Genomic DNA, 26041 nt, shown 5'->3' on the forward strand with positions numbered 1-26041 from the left:
ACCTTTTAGAACTCTGCCTGCTGCGCACGCACTTCGACGATCTTTTTACTCGCTTCAATTGCATCATTCAAGGTTTCAATGCCGCGGGCCTTTAACATGGGAACCATTCTTAGGAAGATACCTGCCGTGACCAAGGCATCGCCAATGGCTGTGTGGCGCCCTTCAATCTCAATTCCAAAGCGTTTAGCAATATCATCAAGACTGTGTTGATCCGTATGATCATGCAAAATCACAGATAGAAGTAATGTATCTAGAACAGGGTGATCAAAAGAAAGGCCGCAGTCATCTTTTTTTAGCTCAAGGAACTTCATATCAAAAGCAGCGTTATGGGCAACCAGCACTGCATCATCGACAAATTCCTGAAACTGGGGCAGGACAATTTGCGCAGGGGGCTTGTCTTTGACCATTTCATCGGTGATGCCGTGAAACTTAATCGAGCTTTTGGGGATTTTACGATTGGGGTTGACCATACGGGCAAAGGATTCCCCAGTTAAGATACGCCCGTTTAAAATACGCACACCGGCAATGGCGATGATCTCGTCACCTTCTGAGGGTTTAAGTCCGGTTGTTTCTGTATCAAAAATAACAAAAGACAGCTCACTTAACGGTCGGTTGCCCAATTCTGAAGAAAGGGGGGATGTTTTGTTTAATAGGCCAAAATCATAAAACTCAGGGCGTGCGGGTAAATCCTCACTGGTGCGATCGGCAATGGGGCGATGGGCTGAGAGCATGGGCAGGCGCAGGCGTGCATGATGCTCATCCGTATTCTCGCTCCACATTTCACAGCGGTGATGCTCTAAAATATCGCGCAGGCTCATACCGCCGATGGATTCTTTTAAATTTATATCCAGCCAGCTGTCAATTTCAGAAGATGAAAGCGGGGCGCCTTCCCAGATGATATCAATATGTACCCGATTGTCCCGATTGACAGTTTGCAAATCAAAATTCTCAGCCCCGGTTGCTTGATGGATATTATGGACAATCTGGTCCATGGCAAGAAGCAGGGAATGACTGTCCCCATGAAGCCAGCAGGGGATGCCCGTCATCATGGCGTTGATGTTTTTTTCATCTGATAAGCGCAAGGAAACAAGGCTTAACAGATTGGCTGAATAAATATCTGCCATGGGCCAATGGGTGGTTGCCAGCCCGTGATATTCTTGTGCCAGCCCATCAAGGGTTTGGGAAAGTTTCTGGCTTTCGTTTAAGAGAACATCCTGAAAGCGCATGGACATTTCTTTGCTCATATCATCTGAATTATAAAGCATTTCAGCCGCCGCGCGCAGGTTGGCAATAGGTTGGCGCAGGCCCTCGGTTGTTTCGCGCAACAAATGGTCACGTTTACCAAGGGCGGTGAGCTCTTCGGTGACATCTTCAAAGGTCAGCACATAGCTGGTGGGGATATTTTCATCCTGATCCAGAATGAGGGTCATATGCGCTTCTAAGGTATAGCGCCCATCACAAGTGGCACAAACAAAGGAGGTGCTTAAGCCTTCAGGGTGGTTGATATGGCGGTTTTCAGCCAAGCGGTTGCGCAAACGGCGAAGGGAATGCATGAGAGGCGGGCGATCAATCACGCTAAAGAGCGAGCGCCCCAGACCAATATCCCCACTCACATGTAAAAGCGAAAGTGCGCGCTGGTTATAAAGCAGAACCTGATTATTCAGGTTACAAATGATCACCCCTTCAAACAGGTCTTTAAGCACGGTCTCAAGGGTTTTTTTCTGCTCAGATGTTTTGGCTGTGGCGCTGGCAATGGCTTTATCCACTTCAACGCGTTGCTTGCGATATTGGCGCGCAAGGTCGCGCACGGTCTCAGGCAGGTGGTCAAGGTAGCGCCCTGTGGAAACCTCAATACTATGGTCACGGTTGCTGTGCAGGATGGTTTGAATATCGCGAATGAGCCCTTGAATAGGGCTTGCCACATTCATATCAAAAAGCAGGCCAATGGCAATGATGCAGAAAAGACTGCCCAGACTGGCCCCAATACCAAAAAGAAAAAGGGTGGTCGCCGGATCATTATGGGTTTGGATATGACCATAGGCAAAATAGAAGGTGAGGAACATCACAATAGTGATGCATATTGCCAAAAGGGCAAAAAACAAGAGTGTGCGTACGCGTAAACTCAGTTTTGAAATACGTTTGAGCATTCAACCCCTTAATGCAGACATTAATCGTCGCCCAAAAGCTCTTTTACGCGTTTGGTCAGTTCACTTGTTGAAAATGGTTTTGTGACATATTCATTGGCCCCCAGTGCAAGGCCTTTTTCCTTTTCAACTTCACGGCCCTTGGCCGTTAACATGATGATCGGAATGGCAGCCCATTCATCGGATCGGCGCAGCGTCTGGCAGACATCATAGCCATCGCGCCCCGGGATCATCAGGTCAAGAAGGATCAAATCAGGTGTTTTTTCAACGACGGATTCTAAAGCTTCGTTGCCATCGCGCGCGATGCGCACATTATAACCCGCTTGGGTCATAAGAAACTCAAGTGATAAAACGATATTAGGTTCGTCGTCGACGATAAGGACCGATTTGGTCATATTGGTTTTTGCCTCCCGAAATTATTCTTTGGATTTTTTATAATCCTTATTTTTACATCATAACATGTTTTTATGGACATGACATAGCGATGTAGTCCTGCTAAAACACATGCAAATCTCTTTTCATTCTAAATATGGATATATAAGCACGATGGCTTCTTATCAATACGTATATGTCATGAAAGACCTGTCCAAGGTCTATCCGGGCGGCAAAAAAGTTGTAGAGAATGTTTTCCTCTCCTTCTTGCCGGGCGCAAAAATCGGTGTGTTAGGTCACAACGGGACGGGTAAATCGACCTTGATGAAAATCATGGCTGGCCTTGATACGGAATATAACGGGGAAGCTTGGGCTGCAGAAGGCGCCAAAGTGGGCTATCTGCCACAGGAACCCCAGCTTGATGAAAGCAAAACAGTTGCTGAAAACGTGATGGAAGCTTTGGGCGATACCAAGCGTGATCTGGATCGTTTTAATGAAATTTCAAATAAGTTCATGGAACCCATGGACGATGATGAAATGAATAATCTGCTGGCTGAACAAGGCGAGTTGCAGGAAAAAATCGATGCGTCCAACGGTTGGGAGATCGAACGCACAATCGAGATCGCCATGGATGCACTGCGTTGCCCACCGGGGGACTGGTCTGTTGATAAACTTTCTGGTGGTGAAAAACGCCGGGTTGCTTTGTGTAAGCTCTTGCTTGAAAAGCCAGACCTGTTGCTGCTTGATGAGCCGACCAACCATTTGGATGCGGAATCAGTGGCATGGCTGGAACGTTTCCTTGAAACATATGAAGGTACAGTTGTGGCGGTAACCCACGACCGTTATTTCCTTGATAATGTCGCAGGCTGGATTTTGGAGCTTGATCGCGGTCGTGCCATTCCTTATGAGGGCAACTACTCTCAGTGGCTTGGGCAAAAGCAAAAACGTATGGAGCAGGAATCTAAAGAAGAAGCCAGCCGCCAAAAGACTTTGGCCCACGAGATGGAGTGGATCAAGCAATCACCAAAGGCGCGTCAGGCAAAATCTAAAGCCCGTATCAATTCATATGAAGAATTGCTCAATAAGGACATGAAGGAACAGATCGGTTCCGCCCAAATCGTAATCCCGCCAGGGCCGCGTCTGGGTAATGTTGTGATCAAGGCTGAAGGCGTTGCCAAGGGCTTTGATGATAAGCTTCTTTATGAAAACCTCGAATTTAGCCTGCCTGCTGGTGGGATCGTTGGGATTATCGGGCCAAACGGTGCAGGTAAGACGACTTTGTTCCGCATGATTACAGGTCAGGAAACGCCGGATGCAGGGACTTTCACGGTGGGTGAGACGGTCAAGCTTGGTTATATCGACCAAAGCCGTGACAGTCTGGATGATAATAAAACCGTTTGGGATGAAATCTCAGATGGGGATGACATGATCCAACTGGGTAATGGTGAGCTGCAAAGCCGTGCGTATGTATCGCGCTTCAACTTTAAAGGTGGGGATCAACAGAAAAAAGTTGGTCAACTTTCCGGTGGTGAGCGCAACCGTGTGCATCTTGCCAAAATGTTGAAAGAAGAAGCCAATGTGCTTCTGCTCGATGAGCCAACAAACGATCTGGATGTGGACACATTGCGTGCCCTTGAAGATGCGCTGGAAAACTTTGCCGGTTGTGCCGTGGTGATCTCACACGATCGCTGGTTCCTTGATCGTATCGCAACACACATTCTGGCCTTTGAAGGTAATTCTGAAGTGGTCTGGTTTGAAGGTAACTACGAAGACTATGAAGCTGATCGCAAACGCCGCCTTGGCGCAGATGCTGAACAACCTCATCGCATTAAGTTCAAACCGCTTACTCGCTAGTTTGTGAGTTTAAGATAACTGAATGAAAAAGGCGGCCCTTTGGTCGCCTTTTTCTTATTGATAAGGTCTGTTAGTGACCGCTGAGCAGGCATTAGAACAACCTGCTTACAAACTGCTTGGTGCTTTAGTTTATCATTCGTCGCCATCAGAGTTTCATTTTAGTTTAAAGCTGATAACTGATAGGTCGTCACGACGTTTTTCATCTCCTTGGAAATCTGAGAACACCTCAAGTATTGTATCTCGTTGGTTCTGCATTGGCTGGTCCTGAACAGAAAGCAGGAGCTGTTTGAGTCTTTTCTTACCAAACCCTCTTCTTCTTTCCCCACCGACTTGATCGGTAATGCCATCGCTAAACATTGTAAATGTATCACCTTCACAAATGGGAACATCATGTAGTGTAAAGTTTCTGTCGATATCAACATGGCGGTAACCAATCCCCGTTTTATCACCTTTAACCTCAGTGCAATCATCTCCATTAAATTTCAATAAAGAGAAACGGGCACCAGCATAAGTTAAAGTATTTGAACCATAGTGGATACGGCAAACTCCGAGTTCCAATCCATCGTCAGACTCCCCTTCACCTTGATGTTGGCTTAGAGAATGTTGAATACTTCGGTTAATGGAACTGATTATTTTAGCCGGATCACCATCAGGGTGTGTTCTCAAGCCACGATCCAATCCACCTGTGGTAAGCATTGTCATAAATGCACCAGGCACACCATGACCGGTACAATCGGCTAAGATAATTAAAAAGCCGCCTTCACAGCGCCTGTACCAGTAAAGGTCCCCACCAACGATATCCCTTGGCTCCCAGATTACGAAATAGTCGTCTAAGTCTTGTTTTAAATACATATCCTTGGGCAATAGGGAACGTTGGATGCTGGAAGCATATTCAATGCTCTCAGATATTGTGCCATAAGCATCAGAAAGCATTTTCGTTCGATCTTGAATATCCTTCTCTAAACGAGTTTGATACTGACGCGTGGCACGCATTTTAATTTGATAGATAGCTATAAGTAATACAGCCAAAAGAGCGACGTAAATTATTATGGCCCACCATCGCATCCATGGGGGCGTCGCAACGATGATTTTTAATGCTACTTCTTGCTCTTTCTGGCTCCAGACACCATCGTTGTTTGACCCTTTAATTCGCAGAACATAGGTTCCACCTGGCAAAGCCACATATCGACCATTACGAATTGAACCTGCATTAAACCAATCTTTGTCATAACCTTCTAATTTATATTTATATTGGTTCTGCTGAGAGTTTGTGAAATTCAAAGCTACATAACTAAATTCAATTATATTGCGATCCCAGTTTAACTGAATTTCATTCAACCGTTCTAAACTCATTTTTGTTTCTATAGGGGCTCCACCACTGGATAAAGATGTCAAAAAGACACGTGGCGATACTTTGTTTTTCGTGATGGACTTAGGCTCAACTATATTAAGTCCGCCAAAGCCACCAAACCACAGTTTACCATTTGAATCTTTTAATTTTGAGGTGGCGAAAAAGTTATGAGAATGAAGACCATCTTCCTTGGTGAAAATATCAACAAGATTTTCTTTTTCAGGGTCAAACTTCACAAGCCCGATACTGGTCCCCATCCATAAATACCCATTATCATCCTGCAAAATATTGTGAATGATTGCATTATTAAAACCTGAATGGCCTTTTATGTGATCAAAAGTTCCATTTTCTCGGTTGAATTTATTTAAACCTGATTGAGTTGCTACCCAGAATGTGTCATTGCGATCAATAAACACATCATATACAGAATTCGAGCTAATTGATTTTGGGTCGTCCAATTTATGTTGGTAATGCTTAAAAGTTTTTGTGACTGTATCAAAGCGGTCCATACCACCACCCCAAGTCGCAAGATAGATATGGTTCGGTTTTTTTGTATCCCTTATATTCTGTAATGCTGAATTATTTGCTGGGGTATTTAGATCGTCAGGGTCATGAAGCGTACATTTGCTCTCATATGTTTTTTTATTGAAACTGCATAGTCCTTGAATCCAACCTGAAGCCCATAATAACTCGGGGTTATTGGCATCTTGTTGAAAGTCATAGAGGAATGTGTTTTCAGTTAAGCGTTGAATGACTGCGCCTTTATCGCGGTCAAACAATGTTATCCCTGCGGCCGTGGAAACATAGAAATTATTCCCATCCTGATACATACCGGATGGGTAACCGTGAGGAAGGCTCGTTTTCTGGCTTGTGTCAGGTTTAAAGCTACGAAATGTACCTGTCTCTTTATCAATGTGATCTAGGCCTGAACCAAAATGGCCTATCCAAACATCCCCTCTATTATCCTCATAAATGGGCATGACTGAATCACTTGAAAGACCATTTTTCCCGATATTTACAAGCTTGAACTTTCTGGCGTTAGGATCAAATTTATCAACTTTACCTGAACTATGTACGACCCATAGTATTCCAGTTGCATCTTCCAATACGCCGTGGATAGTGTTTGTTGCCAACCCATAACTCTGTTTAAAAGTCTCAAATGTATTATGATTTGGATCAAAAATGACGAGACCAACATTTTGGGTGGCATCAATTAAAGCCAGTTTTCCCGATTTCAGGGGTACGATTTTCCAAATCCACATCTGTGGAACCGGACTGTTTTTCTTAGAAGTGTACTGTATGGTTTCATATTTACCAGTTGTGGTGTTGAATTTAATCAGCCCATTTTCTTTCGTGCCAAACCATAGTATTTCCTGTGTTTGAGCAATAGAATAGATGTCATTAAAGGGTAAAGAGGCTAAATCTTTGGGGTTATGTATGATACGGGTTATGTGATGTGTTTTACTGTTGATCTTAGCTAAACCAGCATCTTTAGCCGCGACCCACACATTCTCATTTGTATCTATATGAAGTGAGAAAATATCGTTTCCCGGCAACGAGTTTTCTAGTTTTGGATTGTGTCTGAAATTTGTAAAATTATTATTTTTAACATTATAGACACTCACACCATCCTGAGTTCCCAACCAAATGTTGCCATTTGTATCTTCAGCAATTGTTTGCGCAGAATTATTGAAGCTATTGTTTACAATTGTATTTTGCTGATTTGGGTCATGTTTGAAGATGGTTATTTTATTCGTCGACTTATCGTATAGGTTCAAACCGTCGTTTGTACCTATCCATATATTGCCTGCCTTATCTTCGAATAATTGAGAGACATATTTACTCGAGATGCCATTTTTGCCTGTGATCAAATTTTTTGTTTTATTACCATCAAACCTAACAGCTCCACTAAAAAATGAACCAAACCAGACAAATCCATCGCTATCTTGAAGCATGGAAAAAACCGGTTGGCCACCAATGTCAAAAGCAGGTTTGAATTCAATCTCAAAAGGGTAATGATCATTCCCAAATTCATAGGCATGCGTTTTGCTGACAAAACCAAGGGAGATAGAAAATACAACGATCCAAAGATATTTAATAAACATACTTTCTTCCTTGAGGTACTGCCTTGCCCTATTTAATAGGAATTACTGTACATTAGTATGTACTACTTACCAGTTATTTTTAAGCGCTTCTAATTTTGATTTTTATTTAGAATGACTACTATTGGCGAAATGCAGACTTCCTATATTTGAAAGTTAAACTCACCTATGGGGCATTAAGTTTAAACCTTTGACGAGATAGTAAGGTTTGGCTGAAAAGGGATTTGAAAAGGCGGTCTTCGGGCTGCTTTTTTTATGTGCCGATTTCTTTGCGGATTTTATCCCATTCACCATTTTGTCGCATAATTTGTAAACCTTGGTTCAGTCTTTCCATGAGAAAACGGGCACGTGCAGGCTTATTGCTGAAAATCAGCCGGTAAAGAGAAATTCTAAAAGGCTCTTTATGGAAAGTGAGCATATGGTCGTTCTTAGGATACTTTTCTTTAAGGATGGCCTCACCACTTATTTTGTTATACGGCAAAAAATTGATCTTTCCAGTTCGTAACATTTCAAAAGCATGAGCAGGATTTGCTATATAGCGAATTTTAAGGAGTTTTTCGTCTACGAGTTTCTGAAAGTAAGGAGCAAGCTGCCCCCCTTTTTCATACCCCATCACCATGCCATGCAAACTTTTAGAATCACGCCAATTAAAATATTTTCGAGCATCTAAATGGAAAATCACATAATCAGAGGAAATTATGGGATCACTGGCGAGCAGTTTACCTAACCAACTTTGATAGTCCCCCCAGACAGCTCCTCCATCGAAAACACCTTTCATCAAATTTGGATGGATTGTTTTCCAGGGTACGAATCTGAATTCGACCTCCAAACCAGAATAGGCAAATGCTTTTCGAATGATGCGAGGGATAATTCCCTGACCTTTAAAGTTTTGAGAGATATAAGGAGGCCATTCACCCGTCAGTATTTGAACGTTGTTTTCACCTGTTGATTTTGCAATCGCTTCATGACTTAAGGCAATCACCCCAATCAAGAACGCAAAGATCAAAACATATATTCTCTGCATTGGAAGCTTCCTTTAACTGAATAGGTGAAAAGTAAAAGATAAAGAAGTTGTTACAAAAACTCAAATATACTTATTGTCAATCTCGGCGACTAGCAGGCATTTGGAGCATGCTATATATTATGTGTCACTTTAGGCGCGATAAAGGCAAGTCGGTGACACGCTAGTCGGCAAGGTGTGAGAAAATGAAAAAAGAGGCGGCCCCTGAGATCGCCTTTTTTCATCACTAAAGTCCGCTTTTTAAGCTAGAACAGTCATTAATTAATCGATACTGACTCTAGTTACTTCTGATTTTAGAAACGAAATCTGTTAAAGCTGTTTTCAGCTCATCAGATTGCATTGAGAGTGTTTGTGAGGTCTCCAGCAATTGATTTGCGGATGTTTCTGTATGTTCCACACTGCTATTTACACCCGTGATGTTCTCTGAAACTTCATTAGTACCAACTGCAGCTTGTTCGGCACTATTTGCAATCTCATTTGTCGCATTGCCTTGTTCTTCAACACCTGCAGCAACCGCTGTGGAAACTTCATTGATGTCCTTGATCGTTTCACCAATTTGTTGAATTGCCTGCGCTGCTTGATCAGTCGAATTTTGTACATTGGCAATTTGAGTAGAAATTTCTTCAGTGGCGCGCCCTGTTTGGTTTGCAAGGTTTTTAACTTCGGAGGCGACGACTGCAAACCCTTTGCCTGCCTCACCTGCGCGCGCTGCTTCAATTGTTGCGTTAAGGGCAAGCAGGTTTGTTTGTTCTGCAATGTCAGAAATCAGGGAGACAACTTCCCCGATTTTGTTCGCTTCTTCCACAAGAGCTTTCACCATGCCTTGGGTTGTCTCAGCTTGATGTGCCGCATTATCTGCAATTCCGCTGGAATGGGCGACTTGAGAGCTGATTTCACTAATAGAAGAAGAAAGTTCTGTTGCAGCAGATGCTACAGATTGAACGCTACCGGCTGCTTGTTCTGATGCGGTTGCAACATTTGATGTTTGCGTTTTAGCCTCCTTCACAACATTCACCATGCCCATTGAAGCTTCTGATATCATTTGTGCTGCTTCACCAACGCTATTGGCAATTTCACCAACACTTTGTTCGAAGTCCTCTGCCATTTGATTGAGCATGGCTTTCTTTTCAGTTTCTGCACGTTCCTTGGCTTTTTCTTGTTCAGCTTCCATTTCACGTGTTTTGATGGCGCTATCTTTGAAGACCTGAACAGCCTGTGCCATATCACCGATCTCATCCGTGCGGGCTTGTGCAGGAATTTCAGCCTCAAGATTGCCTTGTGCCAATGCATTCATGGACCGAGCCATTCTACGCAAAGGCGCAGATGCCGCCCCGCCCATAAACCAACCTGCAGCAATGATAATGAGGGCAGAAGCACCAATGGTTAACACCATAATATTTTGAACTGTGTTTACAGTTGCATAGGCTTCTTCAACAGGTACACGAATAAGCACGGACCAGCCCATACCCGGGTAATCATAGGCACCTTTACTTTTTTCAAAACCAGCAACTTGATCGATTTTCTTGCGTGCATGTGTTGAAACCATATTACCGCTTTTGCCTGAGACGGCTTCCTTGGCCGCAGCAACCCCGACTTTTGCGAGGTTTAGATTTCCAATCACTTTGAAGTTACGTTTATATGTGGCCCATCCTTGTGCCGCAGGGTCATAATCAACGATAATATTTCCTGTAGGATCTAATAAAGTTAATTCGGTATTTGCCATTTTTTGCTTCTTGAAATCTTCATATGCGGAGGCAAAAATATCTTCAACGAGCCCGAAATCAGCAAAGTTCACCCAAACACCAACGAGTGAGCCTTGACTGTCTTTGACGCGTGTTGCAAAGGGAATAGTATATCCATCATCGCCATAAATATCAGAAATAATTTTTTGTTGTGTGGGTTGATATACGGCTGTGCCTGTTAAGCCATTTCGCCCTTCAAGGAAGTTGCCTGCCATAACATCCTTGAACCATGGCTCATTTGAAAAGTTGGTGTCATAGAGGCTAAATGTTTCAATTTCTTTTCCCTGAGCATCAAGCGTATTTACAGCAAGTAAGTCACCTTTTTTATCAACCAACAGCATGAGCTTATAGATGCCATAGCCTGTTGTGTAACTGTTCATTGCATTGATGAGGGGATTATATTCAGACGGTGTTTTCCAGTTCGTCGGATCATGTGCCGCTACATTTAATCCAAAGGCTTGGACATCGCCATAACGTTCAAATAAATTTCGATCGATTGTATTATTTAAGGAAATAGCTGCGGATTCTACCCTTTGGCCAAAGGCATCCTTAAAGGATTGTTCGTTTGATACATACACCATTAAAATGATGATTGATGGTATTAAGCCAAAAGCAGATAGCAGAAGAACGAGTTTACCTCTGATTTTAGTCAGCATTTCCATAATAGTTTCTCCTAGATAAATCCGCTTTGCATAAAGCAGATATCATGTCCTTTTTTCCAAAGGTTATTTTTATACAAAAAGATAGAATATTATTCTGTATATTACCGAAAAAGACAATCCCTAAGATGTGCGTAAAAAAAAGGAAATGGCGGTCCACGTGGTCGTTTTATTATTTTAAAGTGGGCAATAGCCTACGAGCCAATCTTCTCATAGCTCATTCCCGCCATAGCCTGCCGGTGATTTTTCAAAATAAATTATAGACAAGGGAGAAGAGATAGTGTTTAGTACCCGAACAATTAATTTGTCATACAAATATAGATAAAGCACACGGAGGTTATCATGAACCAGTCAACTGAACACCCTATTAGTCGTTTCCCTGTTCCTGAACTGAGCGAAATGCCAGATGATATCCGCGAGCGTATTTTAGCGGTCCAAGAAAAATCAGGTTTTATCCCAAATGTTTTCCTTGTTCTGGCTCACCGTCCAGATGAATTTCGTGCATTCATGGCTTATCATGACGCCTTGATGGATAAGCCTGGTAACTTGACGCAGGCCGAGCGTGAAATGATCATTGTTGCAACCAGCAATCTCAATCAATGCCAATATTGTGTCGTTGCTCATGGGGCTATTTTACGCATACGTGCGAAAGACCCATTGATTGCTGATCAGGTTGCTGTGAACTACCGTAAAGCCGATATCACGCCAAGACAGAAAGCCATGTTGGATTTTGCCATAAAGGTTTCTGTTGAGGCATATGAAGTCAATGATGAGGATATGACAACTTTGACCTCTCATGGTTTCACCGAAGAGGATGTCTGGGATATGGCGGCAATTACAGCCTTTTTCGGTCTTTCTAATCGTATGGCAAACGTGACAAGCATGCGTCCAAACGATGAGTTTTTTGCACTGGGCCGTCAGGCCCGCAAGTAGTCAAACAAGTGGTGAAATTCTCACTGAGTTGATAGCCAGTTTAAACTTAAAAACGTAAAAGGCGGCCCTTATGTGGTCGCCTTTTACTTTGAGTATCACGGCTATTCTTCGGTTTATCAGCGCATGTAACTCAAAATATCAATTTTGTTCGCATTGCGAAGGGGTTGAGTGAGATGGCTTATTGCTTGCGTAGAGTTTAACTCATGGCTAAATCCCAAATCAGCCATTTTCTTGCTGAAGTTTGTGGAATGACCTCTTGCTGGATCAACAATGATGATTTTGCAGCGCTCCTCTGCATGACGATTGATAAAGCCGGATAATAATTCAGCATGATCAGGTTCATACAGTAGATCACTTCCTATAATAAGGTCGAATTTACCAAGTTCATCTTTTAGTTCTAGCCAATCAGTTTGAACAAAAGGAATGTCGCGCCCGTTATTGAGTTCTACATTTTTTGCCAGATATGAGCCTGCTTCAGGGTGGTAATCTGTCGCTGTTATTTCTGCAGTGCGTTCATTAAGAACAAGGCTGGCAATGCCAATTCCGCAGCCGACTTCCAAAATCCGCAATCCCTGAATGTCATAATCTGACATCATATGGGCCAAGAATTCACCAGAAGCCCATACGACACCAAACAAGGACCAAGTAGAGGAGGGAACACCCAATTTCTCAGCTTTGCCCCCTGGGTCATGAAACTCTTGTCGATTACGTAAGGTACGTATGTGAATGTCGGTTTTGCCAAATTCAATGGTTTGATAACGAACGCGTACTAAAGTCATAGGAAACTCTATATTAAGTATCGCATCGAATTTGAGGGCAGCCTCCGAAGCAAGGGCTTTTAGGCTCTAAAAGTATATGTAACTCTTGATGTCATCCCGTATTCTAAGGGACCTTGAAAAGGTTTTCGCTGTGAGGCCGTTGTGAATTTCATCCTTGATGATGAAATCATATTCTTTGTTTCATGCGAGGGAGAAATAAAGAATTTGTAGCTATGACGACTGAAAAAAATCATAAAAACGTGCGAGGCGTCAGCCATTTTTATGGGCCTCTTGACTGAGGGTGTCAAGGTTTCTCCAATTCACGACTTTTCAATTTCAGGGATAATCTCTCTGGCGAGGTCTGAGCCGCTTATTCTCATGATGTCCCATAATCAGTCTCCAATCGGTCAACTTATTTCAGGACGGGTCATATAAAAAGAAAAAGGCCCCTAGTGAAGAAGCCTTTTTTTGTTTTGATTTTATATCAACCTTCAAGCAATTTAAGCGGGTTGTTGATATATTCGCGGTAATGACGCACTTCCTCTGTTGGTAGGCGGAAGGTTTTGCCATTTACTTTGCGATAGCCGTGATAATGACCGATCAGTTTATTGAAACTGATAAAGGCATCATCAAAGAGCCAAACTTGTACACAGTCTTTATCAAAGACAGGGGGGAGCTTATCAAGGGTAGACGTGACTGTTTCTTTTGGAGCGAGAAATTGATGTTTTTCATCAGTTGCGATGAGGTCCATCAAGTCACTTACTGCTCTTTCAATCTGAGCTCTGTAGGTTTCTTCTTCAACACCTTCCAGCAGATCGAATAAGAAGTCTTGCGCAAGCTCTGCCCCGTACATCTCTAGCAAGACATGTGGGTTCAGATCATTTGTCATCATTTGCACGTTACTTCCTCACGATTGTTTACCTATAAGGAGTATGGTGTCTGATGATAATCGGGTCAAGGTTGAGGCTCTACCTTATTAAGATAGATTTATAGCGCTTTGTACAACTTACTAAGTGAGAATACTTATTATAGTCGTTTAATAAGAGTAGGCTTTTGCCGTTTTCTGCACTTGTGCCCGATAAAAGATATGGCGACCGATCTTGGCTGTGCGCATCATTTTACCTGCCCAGCTTGGGCTGACATAGTCTGCGTGATACCACAAAGCATTCGCCGTTGGGTCATCATAGATACCGACAAGATACAGGCGTGCAACTTGTTGGGCATCACGCCAAGCGGTAAGCTCCCGCGGGATATCTTTCTTACCATCACAATACCAAGAAAATTGGCAACGGTGCAGGCGGGCACTTCTGCTATGTTTGACAACACCACAAATGGTGTGTGGGAATTTCTTATGGGCCACACGGTTCATGGTGACACCGGCAACAGCCAGTTTACCATTAAGGGGCTCTGAGCGTGCTTCCCAATATATATTGAGGGCGAGACAACGCAGCTCGCTTGTGTCCACGATCAGGTTATGTGAGGTGATGGTATTATACTGGCGCACAAAGGCTGCTGCAGAAGGTTCTTTCAAGGTATCTTTTTGATAGTCTTCAAAAGGGATGAAGCCCGTCACACCAAAAAAGAGGCTGAGACTTACAACCGACATTGCCAGAATACGTCCCAATGCAGGGCGCATGAGTGATTTAACCGAACGCATGTATCTATCCACATCTGTTTCAATTACAGGTCCGACAATCTGGCAATCAGTCCCAGTCGATTGCTTCTCATTAAGGCGGCGGCCATATATTCAATCGTGGCCGCAAAAAGGGTCGGACGGCATTAGCGCTTCTTATGCGCGCCCTAGATATATGAAGAACTACATATGAAGTCAAGGCTATGTTGCGTTGCAAAAAAGACACAGTTTAACGCAATGATATTGCTTGGTTTTTTAATAACGTTTAGACTTGTCAAGCTTAAAACAATCCTAAACTGGAAGCCCAATGACCTTCATATACAGCCCGCCACAGGATGATATTAAAATACTATATATTGATGATTGCTTTGTTATTGTGAATAAACCTAGTGGATTGCTGTCAGTTCCGGGACGTGCGGAGGAACATAAAGACTGTTTAGAGACTCGGCTAAAGTCTTTAGGCTATGCGGTGATGACGGTCCATCGTCTGGATATGGATACTTCAGGCCTTATGGTTTTTGCACTGCACAAAGAAGCCCATAAGAACCTATCAAAACAGTTTGAGTTAAAGCAGACGCAAAAGACTTATGTCTGTTTGGTTGACGGGCATGTGGGGGCGGATGAAGGTGAGATTGACCTGCCTTTAAGGTGTGATTGGCCAAACCGCCCTTTACAGATGGTGGACCATGAACTGGGTAAAAAGGCCTTAACTAAGTGGCGGGTTCTAGAGCGTTTGCAAGAAGGAACAACACGTTTGGAACTTACCCCTATCACAGGGCGCTCTCATCAGCTCAGGGTTCATTGCCTGAGCATGGGACATGCGATTTTGGGGGATCGCTTTTATGGGTCTGACGAGGTCGTTAATAAAGCAAAACGCCTATGCTTACATGCACAGGCGCTCTCTTTTCACCACCCTGAGACGGGTGAGCTTATGTCGTATGATTGTCCAGCAGATTTTTAGTTTGTAGCTTGATCAACATTTTGAACAAGTTGCGCTGTTTTATTTTTCAGCGCATCAATCAAGCCGTTCACCTTACCGCCATTGCGTTTAATAACAGAGGAAAACTCAGAACGTTGTGTCTGGCTCATGCTCACACCAGCAATCAGGACATCAACAACTTTCATATTGCCTTCCTTGCCTGATTTCACACGCCAGTCTACAAAGATGGGTTCGCTTGACGTTGGGCGGTCAATGCGTGAACGCACGATGGCATCTTGATCATTCTTTGCCAACGACTGAACCACTGTCATAGTGATGTCATCACCAGAATAGTCTTTAAAACGGTTGGCATAGGTAACAATGATGAAATCTTCAAACAGCTTGAGGTATTCTTCTTTTTCAGCTGGTTTTGCTTTGCGCCAGTAACGGCCCAAGACCCATTTACCAATGGCACGGACATCAAAGCCATCATTCAAGATGGTGCGGAATTCTTTTTGCAAAGCCGCTTCATCGTCAATGGTGCGAAAGCTGTTCATGGCTTTATCAGCCATGATTTGAATGAAGCCTTCAGCTTCTTTGGCAAAGTCTTTAGCAGAGGCAGTTGTTGCGCCAAGGCAGATAAAGGCCGACAAAAACGCAGCTACAAATAAACGACGTGTCATCATTGCTCTATTGGTCCTTAACGCGCTTCAGTAATTTCTTCATCGCCCGGTGAAGGGGCATCAAAATCGAAAGACAGGCTTGGTGCTGCTTTCACCTTTGGCTGATCATTATTCATGATCTCAGCCTGGCGGCGCTGCATATAAAAGCTGCGCATGGCAACATACGGGTCAAGCGAGTTCTTTTTCATATCTTCAATGGCGTCATAGTAATAAGCGCGTGTATCAACGGCACTTACAAGGCTGCGACCCATTGGGAAATTATCACGGTCCGTGTTGTTGGCCCAGATGTTAACCGGGTCTGTGAAATAATCGACAACCAGACCGATTGCATCACGTGGGCTTGAAGGACCAAAGATAGGAAGAACAATATAAGGGCCTTCACCAATGCCCCAAACGGCAAGGGTCTGACCAAAATCTTCACTATGTTGTTTAAAGCCCATGTCTTTTGCAGGATCGTTAAAGCCGAGCACACCAACTGTGGTGTTGATGGCAAAGCGCGATACGGTGTTTAACGCGCGATCAGGCTCACCTTGCAAAATATCATTGAGCAGAATAATCGGTGTGCTGAGGTTTGACAGCATATTGTGAATGCCATTTTGGACAGGTGGCGGCAAGAGCGAGCGATAAAGCGTCGCTGCCGGGCGCAGGAACCATGTATCCACAACTTCGTTGAAACCATAAACCGCACGGTTCACGCCTTCTAACGGGTCATTCACTTCATCAACAGCTTGTGGTTGACTTGCACACCCTGAGAGAATCACAGCAACAGCAACGATTCCACCAAGTCTTTTTATCCAACTCTTCTGCTTTACGGGCTTTGTCATTCTACACCGAATTTTTATTGTTTCTGTCCGTTTTGTTAATAAAAACAATAAGTTAAATATTTTTAATCAAATTGTATTTATCATTGAGTTCACGCATACCCCAACAGACATTCTGTCTTTCATACGTAAATCCAACCATTGAACTACCATAGCGTAACGCAAAATACCAGTACTTGAAATGGTTTAAAAAACATCAAAGGCTGTAGGGTGTGGCTTTTGTGCAACAGATGATTTTTTGTATTGCAATGATATAAAGATATCTTTATATGTTGAATATAGTTTTTTGATGAGACGAGTTTTAAATGGATAGAATTCTTTCTGCCTTAAAAGCATTGGGAGAACCAACCAGAATGCGTGTGATGGCCTTGTGTGCACAGGGTGATCTGACCGTGTCTGAACTCGTCCATATCTTAGGTCAAAGCCAGCCACGGGTTTCACGTCACCTAAAATTATTATGTGAGGCCGGTCTTTTACAAAGACTGCGTGAAGGCAGTTGGGTCTTTCATCGTTTGGCGCCAGACGGGGAGGAAAATGCCTTTGTCAGCAAGCTTGTTGAAATGATTCCCCAAGATGATGAGATTATTTTGCGCGATCGTGAACGTTTGGGTGAAATCAAGCGCGAACGTGCGCAAAAAGCCACAGAGTATTTTGGTGAGATCGCACAGGAATGGGCAGAAATTCGCGCCCTTCATGTCGGCGATGGTGAAGTTGAAAAGATTTTGCTGGATGTGCTTTCACCACAACCTGATTATGATTTTCTTGATATCGGTACGGCAACAGGGCGCATTATGGAGGTGTTTTCCCCTCATATTAGACAAGGCTGGGGAATTGACCTCTCGTCTGAGATGCTTTCCATTGCGCGTGCCAATTTAGAAAAAGGCGGCTTTAATAATTGCGCGGTGCGCCAAGGCGATATGTATCAGGTGCCCTTTAGTGGCGAAAGCTTTGACCTTGTAACAATTTATCAGGTGCTTCATTACGCTGATGAACCGCTGCGCGCCATCATTGAGGCTGCGCGGGTTTTGCGCCCCGGTGGCAAGCTTGCCATTGTTGATTTTGCCCCTCATGAAGAAGAGAATTTGCGAAGCCAATACCAACACCGTCGTCTTGGTTTTTCAGAAACAGAGCTTTCCCTTTTATGTGAGGAAAGTGGTTTAAATATTTCACAGGTTCGCCAATTACCGGGCGACCCATTAACGGTAACCATCTGGATTGCCGAAAAAAAAGATAACAATTAAATGAGATACATCTGCTTTTCAGATGATGGAGAATACGAAAGTGACGATTAAAGAAGAACAAAAAGCCATTTTAAGCGGCCTGCCTGTTGCAGCCCCTTTACCAAATGATGTGAATGTATCATTTGAATTCTTTCCCCCAAAGTCTGAAAAGATGGAAGAAACGCTCTGGGCCTCTTTAAAACGTCTGGAGCCCCTTGGTCCCCAATTCGTATCTGTCACATACGGGGCAGGCGGTACCACGCGTGAGCGCACTCATAATACGGTTGTAGGGATTCAAAAAGAAACCTCCATGACAGCAGCGGCTCATTTAACTTGTGTGGGTTCATCTAAGGCCGAGATTGATGAGATCGCGGACCGTTACTGGGAAGAAGGCATCCGTCATATCGTGGCCTTGCGCGGTGATCCGGCTGAAGGGGATAAAACTTATACGCCTCATCCAGATGGTTATGCTTATGCGGTTGATCTGGTTGAAGGGCTTAAAAAACGCCATGATTTTGAAATCAGCGTGGCAGGCTATCCTGAAAACCACCCAGAAGCCCCAAGTGAGCAGTTTGATCTGGATTACTTAAAGAGAAAAGTGGACGCTGGTGCCAACCGCGTTATCACACAATATTTCTTTGAGGCTGAAACCTTCTTGCGCTATCGCGACAAGGCCGCTGCCGCAGGTGTGACGGTGCCGATCATTCCGGGTATTTTGCCTGTGACCAACTTCAAGCAGGTTTTGAAAATGTCAGACATGTGTGCAACCAATGTCCCTGCGTGGATGGCGGACCTGTTTAGTGGTTTGGATGAGGAACCCGAAACACGCAAATTGGTCGCTGCAACCGTGGCGTCAGAGCTTTGTCGCGTGCTTCACGCTAATGGCGTGAAAGACTTCCATTTCTATACATTGAACCGTGCAGACCTGACTTATGCTTTCTGCCATGTTCTTGGTGTTCGCCCGAAAGGAACTAAATAATGACAACCCGTGAAGAACGTTTGGCTTACTTGGAAAGTGAATCTAAGAAACGCATTATGATCCTCGATGGCGCTATGGGTACAATGATCCAGCGTTATGGCCTAACAGAGGCTGATTATCGTGGGGAGCGTTGTGCTGAGTGGGCTCAAGATGTGAAGGGCAATAATGACCTTCTCTCCATCACCAAGCCCCAAGTCATCAAGGAAATCCATACGGAATATTTAGAAGCTGGTGCAGATATCTTGGGCACCAACACCTTTTCATCCACAACCATTGCGCAAGCTGATTATGCCATGGAAGAGCTTGCTTATGAGATGAATGTTGAAAGTGCGCGCATTGCCCGTGAGGCAGCCGATGAAATGAGTGCTAAAACACCTGATCGCATCCGTCTTGTCGCAGGGGCCATGGGGCCGACAAACCGCACATGTTCCATCTCACCTGATGTGAATGATCCGGGCTATCGCAACGTTTCCTTTGATGAGTTGCGCATTGCCTATAAATCTGCGGCCAAAGGCTTGCTTGAAGGCGGGGCTGATTTGCTGATCGTTGAAACCATCTTTGATACGCTTAATGCCAAGGCGGCACTGTTTGCTATTGAAGAGCTGTTTGATGAGCAGGGCTGGAGCGTGCCGATTATGATTTCCGGCACCTTGACCGATGCCTCAGGGCGTACCCTTTCTGGGCAAACGGCAGAAGCATTCTGGAATTCTGTTCGCCATGTAAACCCATTTTCTGTTGGGTTGAACTGTGCGTTAGGCGCTGATTTGATGCGCCCGCATATCGCAGCTTTGTCTCAAGTGTCTGAAGTGCGTGTCTCAACCTATCCAAATGCGGGCTTGCCAAACGAGATGGGTGGTTATGATGAAACACCCGAACAGATGGGTGAGGCCTTAAAAGAATGGGCTGAAAGTGGCTTGATTAATATCGTTGGGGGCTGTTGTGGCACAAGCCCGGCGCACATTAAGATCATTGCCGAGGCGGTTAGTGGCATTACCCCACGCGCTGTACCAGAGCTGGACGTGAAAATGCGTCTTTCGGGTCTTGAGCCTTTTAACATTGCGTCCTAAGAGAATAAAATGACAACTCAACAAGCAACATTTATCAATGTCGGGGAACGCACAAACGTTGCGGGCTCGGCAAAATTTAAACGACTGATCGCTGAAGAACAATATGACGAAGCCCTCAGTGTGGCTTTGCAGCAGGTCGAAAACGGTGCCAATATCATCGATATCAACATGGATGACGCCATGCTTGATAGTGAGAAAGCCATGGTGCGTTTCTTAAATCTGATTGCGGCAGAACCGGATATCGCACGTGTTCCTGTGATGATTGATAGTTCTAAATGGTCGGTCATTGAAGCAGGCCTGCAATGTGTGCAGGGTAAGGCCGTTGTGAACTCCATTTCCTTGAAAGAGGGAAAAGAACAGTTCGTTGATCATGCCAAGAAAATCAAACGCTATGGCGCAGCTGTTGTGGTTATGGCCTTTGATGAAGATGGGCAGGCCGATACCAAAGAGCGCAAGGTCGAGATTTGTAAACGCTCTTATGATGTTTTGGTCAATGAAGTTGGTTTTCCCCCTGAAGATATTATCTTTGATCCCAACATCTTTGCCGTTGCAACGGGCATTGAAGAACATAACAATTATGCGGTGGATTTCATTGAGGCCACACGCATCATTCGTGAACAATGCCCGCATTGTCATATTTCTGGCGGCTTATCAAATGTGTCTTTTTCGTTTCGCGGGAACAATCCGGTGCGCGAAGCCATGCATTCGGTCTTTTTGTATCACGCCATTCAGGCGGGTATGGATATGGGCATTGTTAACCCAGCTCAGCTGGAAGTTTATGATGAAATTCCCCTTGATCTGCGTGAGCGCGTTGAAGATGTTATTCTTAACAAACGCGACGATGCCACAGACCGCCTCTTAGAAGTTGCTGATGAATATAAAGGCAAGGGCGGCTCAAAAGCGGCGGCAACGGACCTGTCTTGGCGTGAAAAGCCTGTGGCAGAACGCTTATCTTTTGCTTTGGTTAAAGGGATGGATCAATTCATCACCGAAGATACCGAAGAAGCCCGCCAGATGTTTGATAAACCGATTGAGGTGATCGAAGGTCCCTTGATGGACGGTATGAACGTGGTGGGTGATCTGTTTGGTGCAGGTAAGATGTTTTTGCCCCAAGTGGTGAAATCAGCCCGCGTGATGAAAAAGGCTGTGGCCTACCTCATGCCATATATTGAAGACGGTAAAGAAGCCGGATCAGAATCTGCTGGTAAGGTTTTGATGGCGACGGTGAAGGGTGATGTACATGATATCGGTAAAAATATCGTGGGCGTTGTCTTGCAATGTAACAACTTTGAAGTCATCGACCTTGGTGTGATGGTGCCAACCCAAACTATTTTGGACGAAGCCAAAAAACACAATGTGGATATTATCGGTCTTTCTGGGCTGATCACACCATCGCTTGAAGAAATGGTGAATGTGGCGCGCGAGATGAAGCGTCTGGATATGAACATTCCGCTATTGGTTGGCGGGGCGACCACCTCTAAAGTCCATACGGCTGTGAAAATTGATCCAAGTTATGGGCATCCAACGGTGCATGTGCTGGATGCTTCGCGTGCTGTTGGGGTTTGCTCGAACCTGTTGTCTGAGACAAAGCGTGACGCGTTTGTGGCTAATCTGGATGCTGAATATGAGCAAACACGCATAGCCCGGGCGAAAAAGCAAAACAAGGGCAACAAGATTTCCATTGATGATGCCCGCAAAGCCAAGCAGCCTATTGATTGGGATGCGTTTAAGGCGGTAAAACCGTCTTTCTTGGGCACAAAAACATTTGAGGATTATCCGCTGGATGATCTGGTGGAACGTATTGACTGGACGCCGTTCTTCCGCACGTGGGAGCTGGCTGGTAATTATCCGAAAATCCTTGAAGATGAAGTTGTGGGCGAAACCGCAACCAATCTGTTTAAAGATGCCCAAGATATGCTCAAGCAGATCATTTCTGAGAAATGGCTGACAGCTAAGGGTGTTATTGGTTTCTGGCCTGCGAATTCAACAGAAGATGACAGCATTCGCCTGTTTAAGGATGAAGCACGTTCTGAGGATCTGGCACGTTTGCATATGGTGCGCCAGCAAATCCCCAAAGCAGAGGGGCGTTATGATAACTGTCTGGCTGATTATATCGCGCCAAGCGGGGAAGATTATATCGGTGGTTTTGCGGTTACAGCAGGTCATGGCATTGAAAGCAAATTGGCTGAGTTTGAGGCCGCCCATGATGACTATCGCTCTATCTTGTTAAAAGCTTTGGCTGATCGTCTGGCTGAAGCCTTTGCTGAGCGTATGCATGAGCGTGTGCGCAAAGATTTCTGGGGCTATGCTTCAGATGAGGGCTTAGCCAATGAAGCTTTGATTAAGGAAGAATATAGCGGCATTCGTCCGGCACCGGGGTATCCGGCCTGTCCTGAACATTCAGAAAAAGAAACATTGTTTAAGCTTCTGGATGCTGAAAAAGAAGCGGGCATTGAGCTGACAGACGGTTATGCCATGATGCCAACGGCTGCGGTCAGCGGGTTCTATTTCGCCAATCCTGAAGCCAAATATTTTGGTGTGGGTCGGGTTGAAAAAGATCAGGTTGAAGATTACGCACGTCGCAAAGACATCAATCTGGCACAAGCTGAAAGATTGCTTTCCCCGGTTTTGGGGTATGATCCTAAATAAGACAAAAAAGGGGAGCCATTTGGTTCCCCTTTTTTATTTACCCGTTTTGAAGGATTAGAGTTTTACAACCGTGCGCACCTGATTGCCACAGCCAATATATTCGACCTCGTCAAAAGAGATTTGCAAGGCCATGGCAATGCCGCGACCATGAGCATCAAACATGCGACACGGGTCAATTTCCATATAGCTTTCTGATCTAAAGCCCTTGCCTTGGTCTGTAATGACAAGCTCAATTTCTTTGTCGGTAATGGTGAGTTCAACCTCAACAAATTTATTGATATTTTCAGGCAGGTTCAGGCGACGGTATATTTCATTTTGCCAGTCGTTATCCAGCACCAGCTGGCTTTTCTTCTGATATTCCAAACCGAGATTGCCATGCTCAATCGCATTGGTCAAAAGCTCATGAATACCAAGATTGACACTCTCGGGCTCAGGATAAGCACAACAGAGCAGGCTGGTGAGCTGTTCCATCTCATCAAGGGTGCGAATGGCAAAAGAGGCATTTTTTGCAAATTTGATCCCTTTGCGCGCTTGGGCGTGTTTGAAATCATTATGCTCACTTTGCTCTTTATGTTTTTTGGCTGAATGAACAAGGGATTGAACGACTTTTTTGTCGGTTGATTTTTCAAGGAAGTAAAATGCACCCGCAGACAGGGCATCACTGATGAATGTAATATTGTGATTGTCTGTTTTAATGATCACTGGCAGATGAATGAATTTCTCATCATCCTTAATGGCATGAAGACACTGCAGGTCGCTCATTTCTTCACAGAGATCAAAATCGATAATCACCACATCATAACGTTCGGGATGCGTGTTGAGCTCATTAAGCGCTTTTTTTCCTGTTTCAAAAAAACTCAGTTGATGTTTCTTATCTGTCAATTGATCGGCAAGCAAATTCTGTGCGTATGGATCGCCGTCAACGACAAGAATTTTGATGAGGGAAGAAACCATGTTTTTATCCGCACCTATCTGAAGAAAGACCGGGGAAAGATTTGCCTGAAAAAGCACATCGGTTGGAGGAGGTGCGCCCGCCAACGGCCCGACAGAAATCTACTTGAGAGGGCTTGCGTAACTGAATGGCGTTAATTTTGTCTGATTGATCAAAGGCAAAATCAAGCTGCCATAAGTTGGGATCATTTTCCAGCTGAACCAAGGTGGTGCGATGGTCCCCGCTTTGACCCCGGCCCCGGCTGTAACAGCCATAAGATTTTATGGGCAGCATCATGAGATATTCAGCAGCATCTGTATTTGAAAGGCTTGGGGCGACCACATCGTTTGTTGCATTGATCAATTGGCCTGATTGGGCAGGAAACAGCAAGCGGGCTTCATCGCGCACCACGAGCTTGTCGGTCATCATTTTAGCCAAGCGGGTATAGCCGCTGTCTTTTTGATTTTTAACAAGGCTGGCTATGCTGCTGAGTGCCTTGTTCATGGTTTTTGTTTTTGTGCGGCTCGTGCGCCCTTGTTTGGGTGAGGGCAAGCTAAACCCTGCTTCTTCAAGCCGCGCTGCACTATCAATACCACTACATTGGGTGATGTAATCGGTCTCTTTGGCAAAAAGGGCATGGGCCTGCATCATGCGCCATAAAACCAGCGTGCTATCACGAAGAGAAAGGCCAAGGCGTTCTTGTAAAGCCCCTTGAATGGCGCGACAGCTTGAACGCAGAGCCTCAACAGGCACACTCCAGAAAACGCTTTCAAGGTCGCTTAAGGCTTCACGTGGGCTAAGGTTGCTGACTTTATAATTTAAAAGCTCATCATAAAGGGGCGGCTTGTTGTGATGCAGGGGTAAAACGCTGATTTTGCCTTCAACGGATAACAGAGTGCTTAGGGCAATATCCCCCATCGGGGCGATGAAGTTTAAGGCGGTGGCGAAATTTTCCAGATAGGAAATGGTGGAATGGGCAACTTCTTTTAAAGAGGCTTCTTCCACAAGGGCAATGCGCTGGGCAAAGGCGTCTGCCAATGTTGAGATCTGATGGGCCTGTTCTTTGGAATAAAGCGGCAAGCTGTTGGCATAAGACTGGATAAGCTCATGGGCATCTTTTGAAAGACCTGTGAGTTTATCTTTAAGTAAAACAATCTCGATATCTACTGTTAGGGCTGCGCGCTGGGCAACAAAATAAGGTGTGAGGTTACCAGAGGCCTGAAAGATGTTTTTCCATTTATCATCTTGCTTATCAAAAATAAACAGCGGCACGGGCGGAAGTTTTAAGGCTTCGCCATTTCCGATATGGGCCAACAGGACGACCGATTGGGTTTTATCTGAGGTCAGGCCAGAAAGAAAGGCATCAGGTGATTTCGGTTGTAAGTCCGGTGTGGCCATAATGCGCAGATAATCGCTATTTGTCGCAATGGGCGCACTGTTTACATCAATGCTGGCAATGCGCTTTATGGCAAGCTGTTGGGCTTTTTCAGGCTGAAAAACCTCTTTAACAGGAAGCTTGGCTTGCTCAATTTCAGGTTCCTTGCAGGCTGTTAAAGGCAGCAAGAAAATGCCAGAGATCAAAGCGAGTGTTTTCAGCTTTTTTCGCATTGCCTTTTTTAAACCCTTTCTTCTCACCAGCAAACAAAAGTATGGTGTTTTCCATAAGAAATATCAACAGCCTATCACGTCTTTTTACGGCTGTAGAGAGGGTATATTAAAATGTGTGAATTTATCTTGCATGAAGAAAGCGTTCAGCCCGAGTGGATTGATTATAATGGCCATATGAATGTGGCCTATTACGTTTTGGTTTTTGATCATGCAACAGATGGTGCACTTGAGGCACTGGGTATGGGAGAAGCTTACCGTGAGGCTGAAAATAACACCTTTTTTGTTGCCGAATCGCATGTGGTTTACGAGCGTGAAGTGAAAAAAGACGATTTGTTAGTAGTCAAAACTAAATTGATAGGTTATGACACCAAGCGCTTGCACATCTCTCATGAAATGTATGTAAAAGACGGCAAAGATAGATGTGCAGGTAATGAAGTTATGGCACTGCATGTGGATATGGAGCGGCGCAAAACAGCGGAAATTCCGCTTGAACATCGCAACGCGATTAAGACAGGGGTTGAAAAATCTTTGCAAAATGGCGTTCCGGATTATTGCGCGCGGGCCATTCAGAAACTGCATAATAAATTCTAATATC

Annotated in this window: 20 protein-coding genes; 8 read left to right on the top strand and 12 right to left on the bottom strand. The window is 44.5% G+C overall.

Going from position 1 to position 26041, the window contains the following annotated elements; genetic code table 11:
• Window positions 1-5: 5 nt before the first annotated feature.
• Both MTBPR1_RS14640 and MTBPR1_RS14645 read right to left on the bottom strand, forming a co-directional pair.
• Window positions 6-2147, bottom strand: a complete 2142-nt coding sequence (locus tag MTBPR1_RS14640; protein ID WP_069189775.1) for an exonuclease domain-containing protein — start codon at window positions 2145-2147, stop codon at window positions 6-8.
• A gap of 20 nt (window positions 2148-2167) precedes the next feature.
• Window positions 2168-2539, bottom strand: a complete 372-nt coding sequence (locus MTBPR1_RS14645) for a response regulator transcription factor (RefSeq protein ID WP_069189776.1) — start codon at window positions 2537-2539, stop codon at window positions 2168-2170.
• Between the two features lie 151 nt (window positions 2540-2690).
• Between MTBPR1_RS14645 and ettA the strand changes: the two genes are divergently transcribed.
• Entirely contained in the window at window positions 2691-4370 is a 1680-nt protein-coding gene (gene ettA / locus MTBPR1_RS14650) for an energy-dependent translational throttle protein EttA (protein ID WP_069189777.1), read from the top strand.
• A 153-nt stretch (window positions 4371-4523) separates the two neighbouring features.
• Here ettA and MTBPR1_RS14655 read toward each other — a convergent pair whose 3' ends face one another.
• The 3 genes from MTBPR1_RS14655 to MTBPR1_RS17890 form a co-directional block, all read right to left on the bottom strand.
• A complete protein-coding gene (locus tag MTBPR1_RS14655; protein WP_069189778.1) occupies window positions 4524-7826 on the bottom strand; it encodes a ligand-binding sensor domain-containing protein in 3303 nt (1100 codons plus the stop codon).
• A gap of 250 nt (window positions 7827-8076) precedes the next feature.
• A complete protein-coding gene (locus MTBPR1_RS14660; RefSeq protein WP_069189779.1) occupies window positions 8077-8847 on the bottom strand; it encodes a substrate-binding periplasmic protein in 771 nt (256 codons plus the stop codon).
• A 274-nt stretch (window positions 8848-9121) separates the two neighbouring features.
• The gene (locus MTBPR1_RS17890; protein WP_083223127.1) at window positions 9122-11248 is read right to left on the bottom strand and encodes a methyl-accepting chemotaxis protein; all 2127 of its coding nucleotides are present in this window, start codon (window positions 11246-11248) and stop codon (window positions 9122-9124) included.
• A 339-nt stretch (window positions 11249-11587) separates the two neighbouring features.
• Between MTBPR1_RS17890 and MTBPR1_RS14670 the strand changes: the two genes are divergently transcribed.
• On the top strand, window positions 11588-12178 hold the full coding sequence (locus tag MTBPR1_RS14670; protein ID WP_069189780.1) for a peroxidase-related enzyme: 591 nt from the start codon (window positions 11588-11590) through the stop codon (window positions 12176-12178).
• A gap of 116 nt (window positions 12179-12294) precedes the next feature.
• On the opposite strand, the gene MTBPR1_RS14675 is transcribed toward MTBPR1_RS14670, so the two are convergent.
• The 3 genes from MTBPR1_RS14675 to MTBPR1_RS14685 all read right to left on the bottom strand — a co-directional run bounded on the left by MTBPR1_RS14675 (window position 12295) and on the right by MTBPR1_RS14685 (window position 14593).
• The gene (locus tag MTBPR1_RS14675) at window positions 12295-12957 is read right to left on the bottom strand and encodes a class I SAM-dependent methyltransferase (protein ID WP_069189781.1); all 663 of its coding nucleotides are present in this window, start codon (window positions 12955-12957) and stop codon (window positions 12295-12297) included.
• A 463-nt stretch (window positions 12958-13420) separates the two neighbouring features.
• Entirely contained in the window at window positions 13421-13828 is a 408-nt protein-coding gene (locus tag MTBPR1_RS14680) for a hypothetical protein (protein ID WP_069189782.1), read from the bottom strand.
• 144 nt (window positions 13829-13972) lie between these two features.
• Complete coding sequence (locus tag MTBPR1_RS14685) at window positions 13973-14593, bottom strand: cell wall hydrolase (RefSeq protein WP_069189783.1); 621 nt, start codon at window positions 14591-14593, stop codon at window positions 13973-13975.
• Window positions 14594-14876: 283 nt separating this feature from the next.
• Here MTBPR1_RS14685 and MTBPR1_RS14690 point away from each other — a divergent pair, with 283 nt between their 5' ends.
• On the top strand, window positions 14877-15530 hold the full coding sequence (locus MTBPR1_RS14690; RefSeq protein WP_069189784.1) for an RluA family pseudouridine synthase: 654 nt from the start codon (window positions 14877-14879) through the stop codon (window positions 15528-15530).
• Here the strand turns inward: MTBPR1_RS14690 and MTBPR1_RS14695 are convergent.
• Both MTBPR1_RS14695 and MTBPR1_RS14700 read right to left on the bottom strand, forming a co-directional pair.
• On the bottom strand, window positions 15527-16174 hold the full coding sequence (locus MTBPR1_RS14695; protein WP_069189785.1) for an MlaC/ttg2D family ABC transporter substrate-binding protein: 648 nt from the start codon (window positions 16172-16174) through the stop codon (window positions 15527-15529). The genes MTBPR1_RS14690 and MTBPR1_RS14695 overlap by 4 nt on opposite strands.
• Window positions 16175-16188: 14 nt before the next feature.
• Window positions 16189-16995, bottom strand: coding sequence for an MlaA family lipoprotein (locus MTBPR1_RS14700; protein ID WP_083223128.1), 807 nt, complete (start codon window positions 16993-16995; stop codon window positions 16189-16191).
• A 302-nt stretch (window positions 16996-17297) separates the two neighbouring features.
• Between MTBPR1_RS14700 and MTBPR1_RS14705 the strand changes: the two genes are divergently transcribed.
• The 4 genes from MTBPR1_RS14705 to metH are packed head-to-tail and all read left to right on the top strand — an operon-like array spanning window position 17298 to window position 22907.
• Entirely contained in the window at window positions 17298-18233 is a 936-nt protein-coding gene (locus MTBPR1_RS14705) for an ArsR/SmtB family transcription factor (protein ID WP_069189786.1), read from the top strand.
• 46 nt (window positions 18234-18279) lie between these two features.
• Window positions 18280-19191 (top strand): methylenetetrahydrofolate reductase, encoded by a 912-nt coding sequence (metF, locus tag MTBPR1_RS14710; protein WP_420808129.1) that lies wholly within the window; start codon window positions 18280-18282, stop codon window positions 19189-19191.
• A complete protein-coding gene (locus MTBPR1_RS18170; protein ID WP_069189787.1) occupies window positions 19191-20258 on the top strand; it encodes a homocysteine S-methyltransferase family protein in 1068 nt (355 codons plus the stop codon). The genes metF and MTBPR1_RS18170 overlap by 1 nt, the downstream gene beginning before the upstream one ends.
• Before the next feature lie 9 nt (window positions 20259-20267).
• The gene (gene metH / locus MTBPR1_RS14720; protein ID WP_069189788.1) at window positions 20268-22907 is read left to right on the top strand and encodes a methionine synthase; all 2640 of its coding nucleotides are present in this window, start codon (window positions 20268-20270) and stop codon (window positions 22905-22907) included.
• A gap of 54 nt (window positions 22908-22961) precedes the next feature.
• On the opposite strand, the gene MTBPR1_RS14725 is transcribed toward metH, so the two are convergent.
• Window positions 22962-23861 (bottom strand): ATP-binding response regulator, encoded by a 900-nt coding sequence (locus MTBPR1_RS14725; RefSeq protein WP_069189789.1) that lies wholly within the window; start codon window positions 23859-23861, stop codon window positions 22962-22964.
• A 4-nt stretch (window positions 23862-23865) separates the two neighbouring features.
• On the bottom strand, window positions 23866-25446 hold the full coding sequence (locus MTBPR1_RS14730; protein ID WP_069189790.1) for a hypothetical protein: 1581 nt from the start codon (window positions 25444-25446) through the stop codon (window positions 23866-23868).
• A 111-nt stretch (window positions 25447-25557) separates the two neighbouring features.
• Between MTBPR1_RS14730 and MTBPR1_RS14735 the strand changes: the two genes are divergently transcribed.
• Window positions 25558-26037, top strand: a complete 480-nt coding sequence (locus MTBPR1_RS14735; RefSeq protein WP_069189791.1) for a thioesterase family protein — start codon at window positions 25558-25560, stop codon at window positions 26035-26037.
• Window positions 26038-26041: the final 4 nt, after the last annotated feature.

Origin of the sequence: Candidatus Terasakiella magnetica (genome assembly GCF_900093605.1) — a bacterium.
Classification (GTDB): domain Bacteria; phylum Pseudomonadota; class Alphaproteobacteria; order Rhodospirillales; family Terasakiellaceae; genus Terasakiella; species Terasakiella magnetica.

What these genes read in the sequence shown, in the direction of transcription:
- MTBPR1_RS14640 (WP_069189775.1), bottom strand. Translation starts at nt 2,147, where the DNA reads ATGCTCAAACGTATTTCAAAACTGAGTTTACGCGTACGCACACTCTTG.
- MTBPR1_RS14645 (WP_069189776.1), bottom strand. Translation starts at nt 2,539, where the DNA reads ATGACCAAATCGGTCCTTATCGTCGACGACGAACCTAATATCGTTTTA.
- ettA (WP_069189777.1), top strand. Translation starts at nt 2,691, where the DNA reads ATGGCTTCTTATCAATACGTATATGTCATGAAAGACCTGTCCAAGGTC.
- MTBPR1_RS14655 (WP_069189778.1), bottom strand. Translation starts at nt 7,826, where the DNA reads ATGTTTATTAAATATCTTTGGATCGTTGTATTTTCTATCTCCCTTGGT.
- MTBPR1_RS14660 (WP_069189779.1), bottom strand. Translation starts at nt 8,847, where the DNA reads ATGCAGAGAATATATGTTTTGATCTTTGCGTTCTTGATTGGGGTGATT.
- MTBPR1_RS17890 (WP_083223127.1), bottom strand. Translation starts at nt 11,248, where the DNA reads ATGGAAATGCTGACTAAAATCAGAGGTAAACTCGTTCTTCTGCTATCT.
- MTBPR1_RS14670 (WP_069189780.1), top strand. Translation starts at nt 11,588, where the DNA reads ATGAACCAGTCAACTGAACACCCTATTAGTCGTTTCCCTGTTCCTGAA.
- MTBPR1_RS14675 (WP_069189781.1), bottom strand. Translation starts at nt 12,957, where the DNA reads ATGACTTTAGTACGCGTTCGTTATCAAACCATTGAATTTGGCAAAACC.
- MTBPR1_RS14680 (WP_069189782.1), bottom strand. Translation starts at nt 13,828, where the DNA reads ATGATGACAAATGATCTGAACCCACATGTCTTGCTAGAGATGTACGGG.
- MTBPR1_RS14685 (WP_069189783.1), bottom strand. Translation starts at nt 14,593, where the DNA reads ATGCGTTCGGTTAAATCACTCATGCGCCCTGCATTGGGACGTATTCTG.
- MTBPR1_RS14690 (WP_069189784.1), top strand. Translation starts at nt 14,877, where the DNA reads ATGACCTTCATATACAGCCCGCCACAGGATGATATTAAAATACTATAT.
- MTBPR1_RS14695 (WP_069189785.1), bottom strand. Translation starts at nt 16,174, where the DNA reads ATGATGACACGTCGTTTATTTGTAGCTGCGTTTTTGTCGGCCTTTATC.
- MTBPR1_RS14700 (WP_083223128.1), bottom strand. Translation starts at nt 16,995, where the DNA reads ATGACAAAGCCCGTAAAGCAGAAGAGTTGGATAAAAAGACTTGGTGGA.
- MTBPR1_RS14705 (WP_069189786.1), top strand. Translation starts at nt 17,298, where the DNA reads ATGGATAGAATTCTTTCTGCCTTAAAAGCATTGGGAGAACCAACCAGA.
- MTBPR1_RS18170 (WP_069189787.1), top strand. Translation starts at nt 19,191, where the DNA reads ATGACAACCCGTGAAGAACGTTTGGCTTACTTGGAAAGTGAATCTAAG.
- metH (WP_069189788.1), top strand. Translation starts at nt 20,268, where the DNA reads ATGACAACTCAACAAGCAACATTTATCAATGTCGGGGAACGCACAAAC.
- MTBPR1_RS14725 (WP_069189789.1), bottom strand. Translation starts at nt 23,861, where the DNA reads ATGGTTTCTTCCCTCATCAAAATTCTTGTCGTTGACGGCGATCCATAC.
- MTBPR1_RS14730 (WP_069189790.1), bottom strand. Translation starts at nt 25,446, where the DNA reads ATGCGAAAAAAGCTGAAAACACTCGCTTTGATCTCTGGCATTTTCTTG.
- MTBPR1_RS14735 (WP_069189791.1), top strand. Translation starts at nt 25,558, where the DNA reads ATGTGTGAATTTATCTTGCATGAAGAAAGCGTTCAGCCCGAGTGGATT.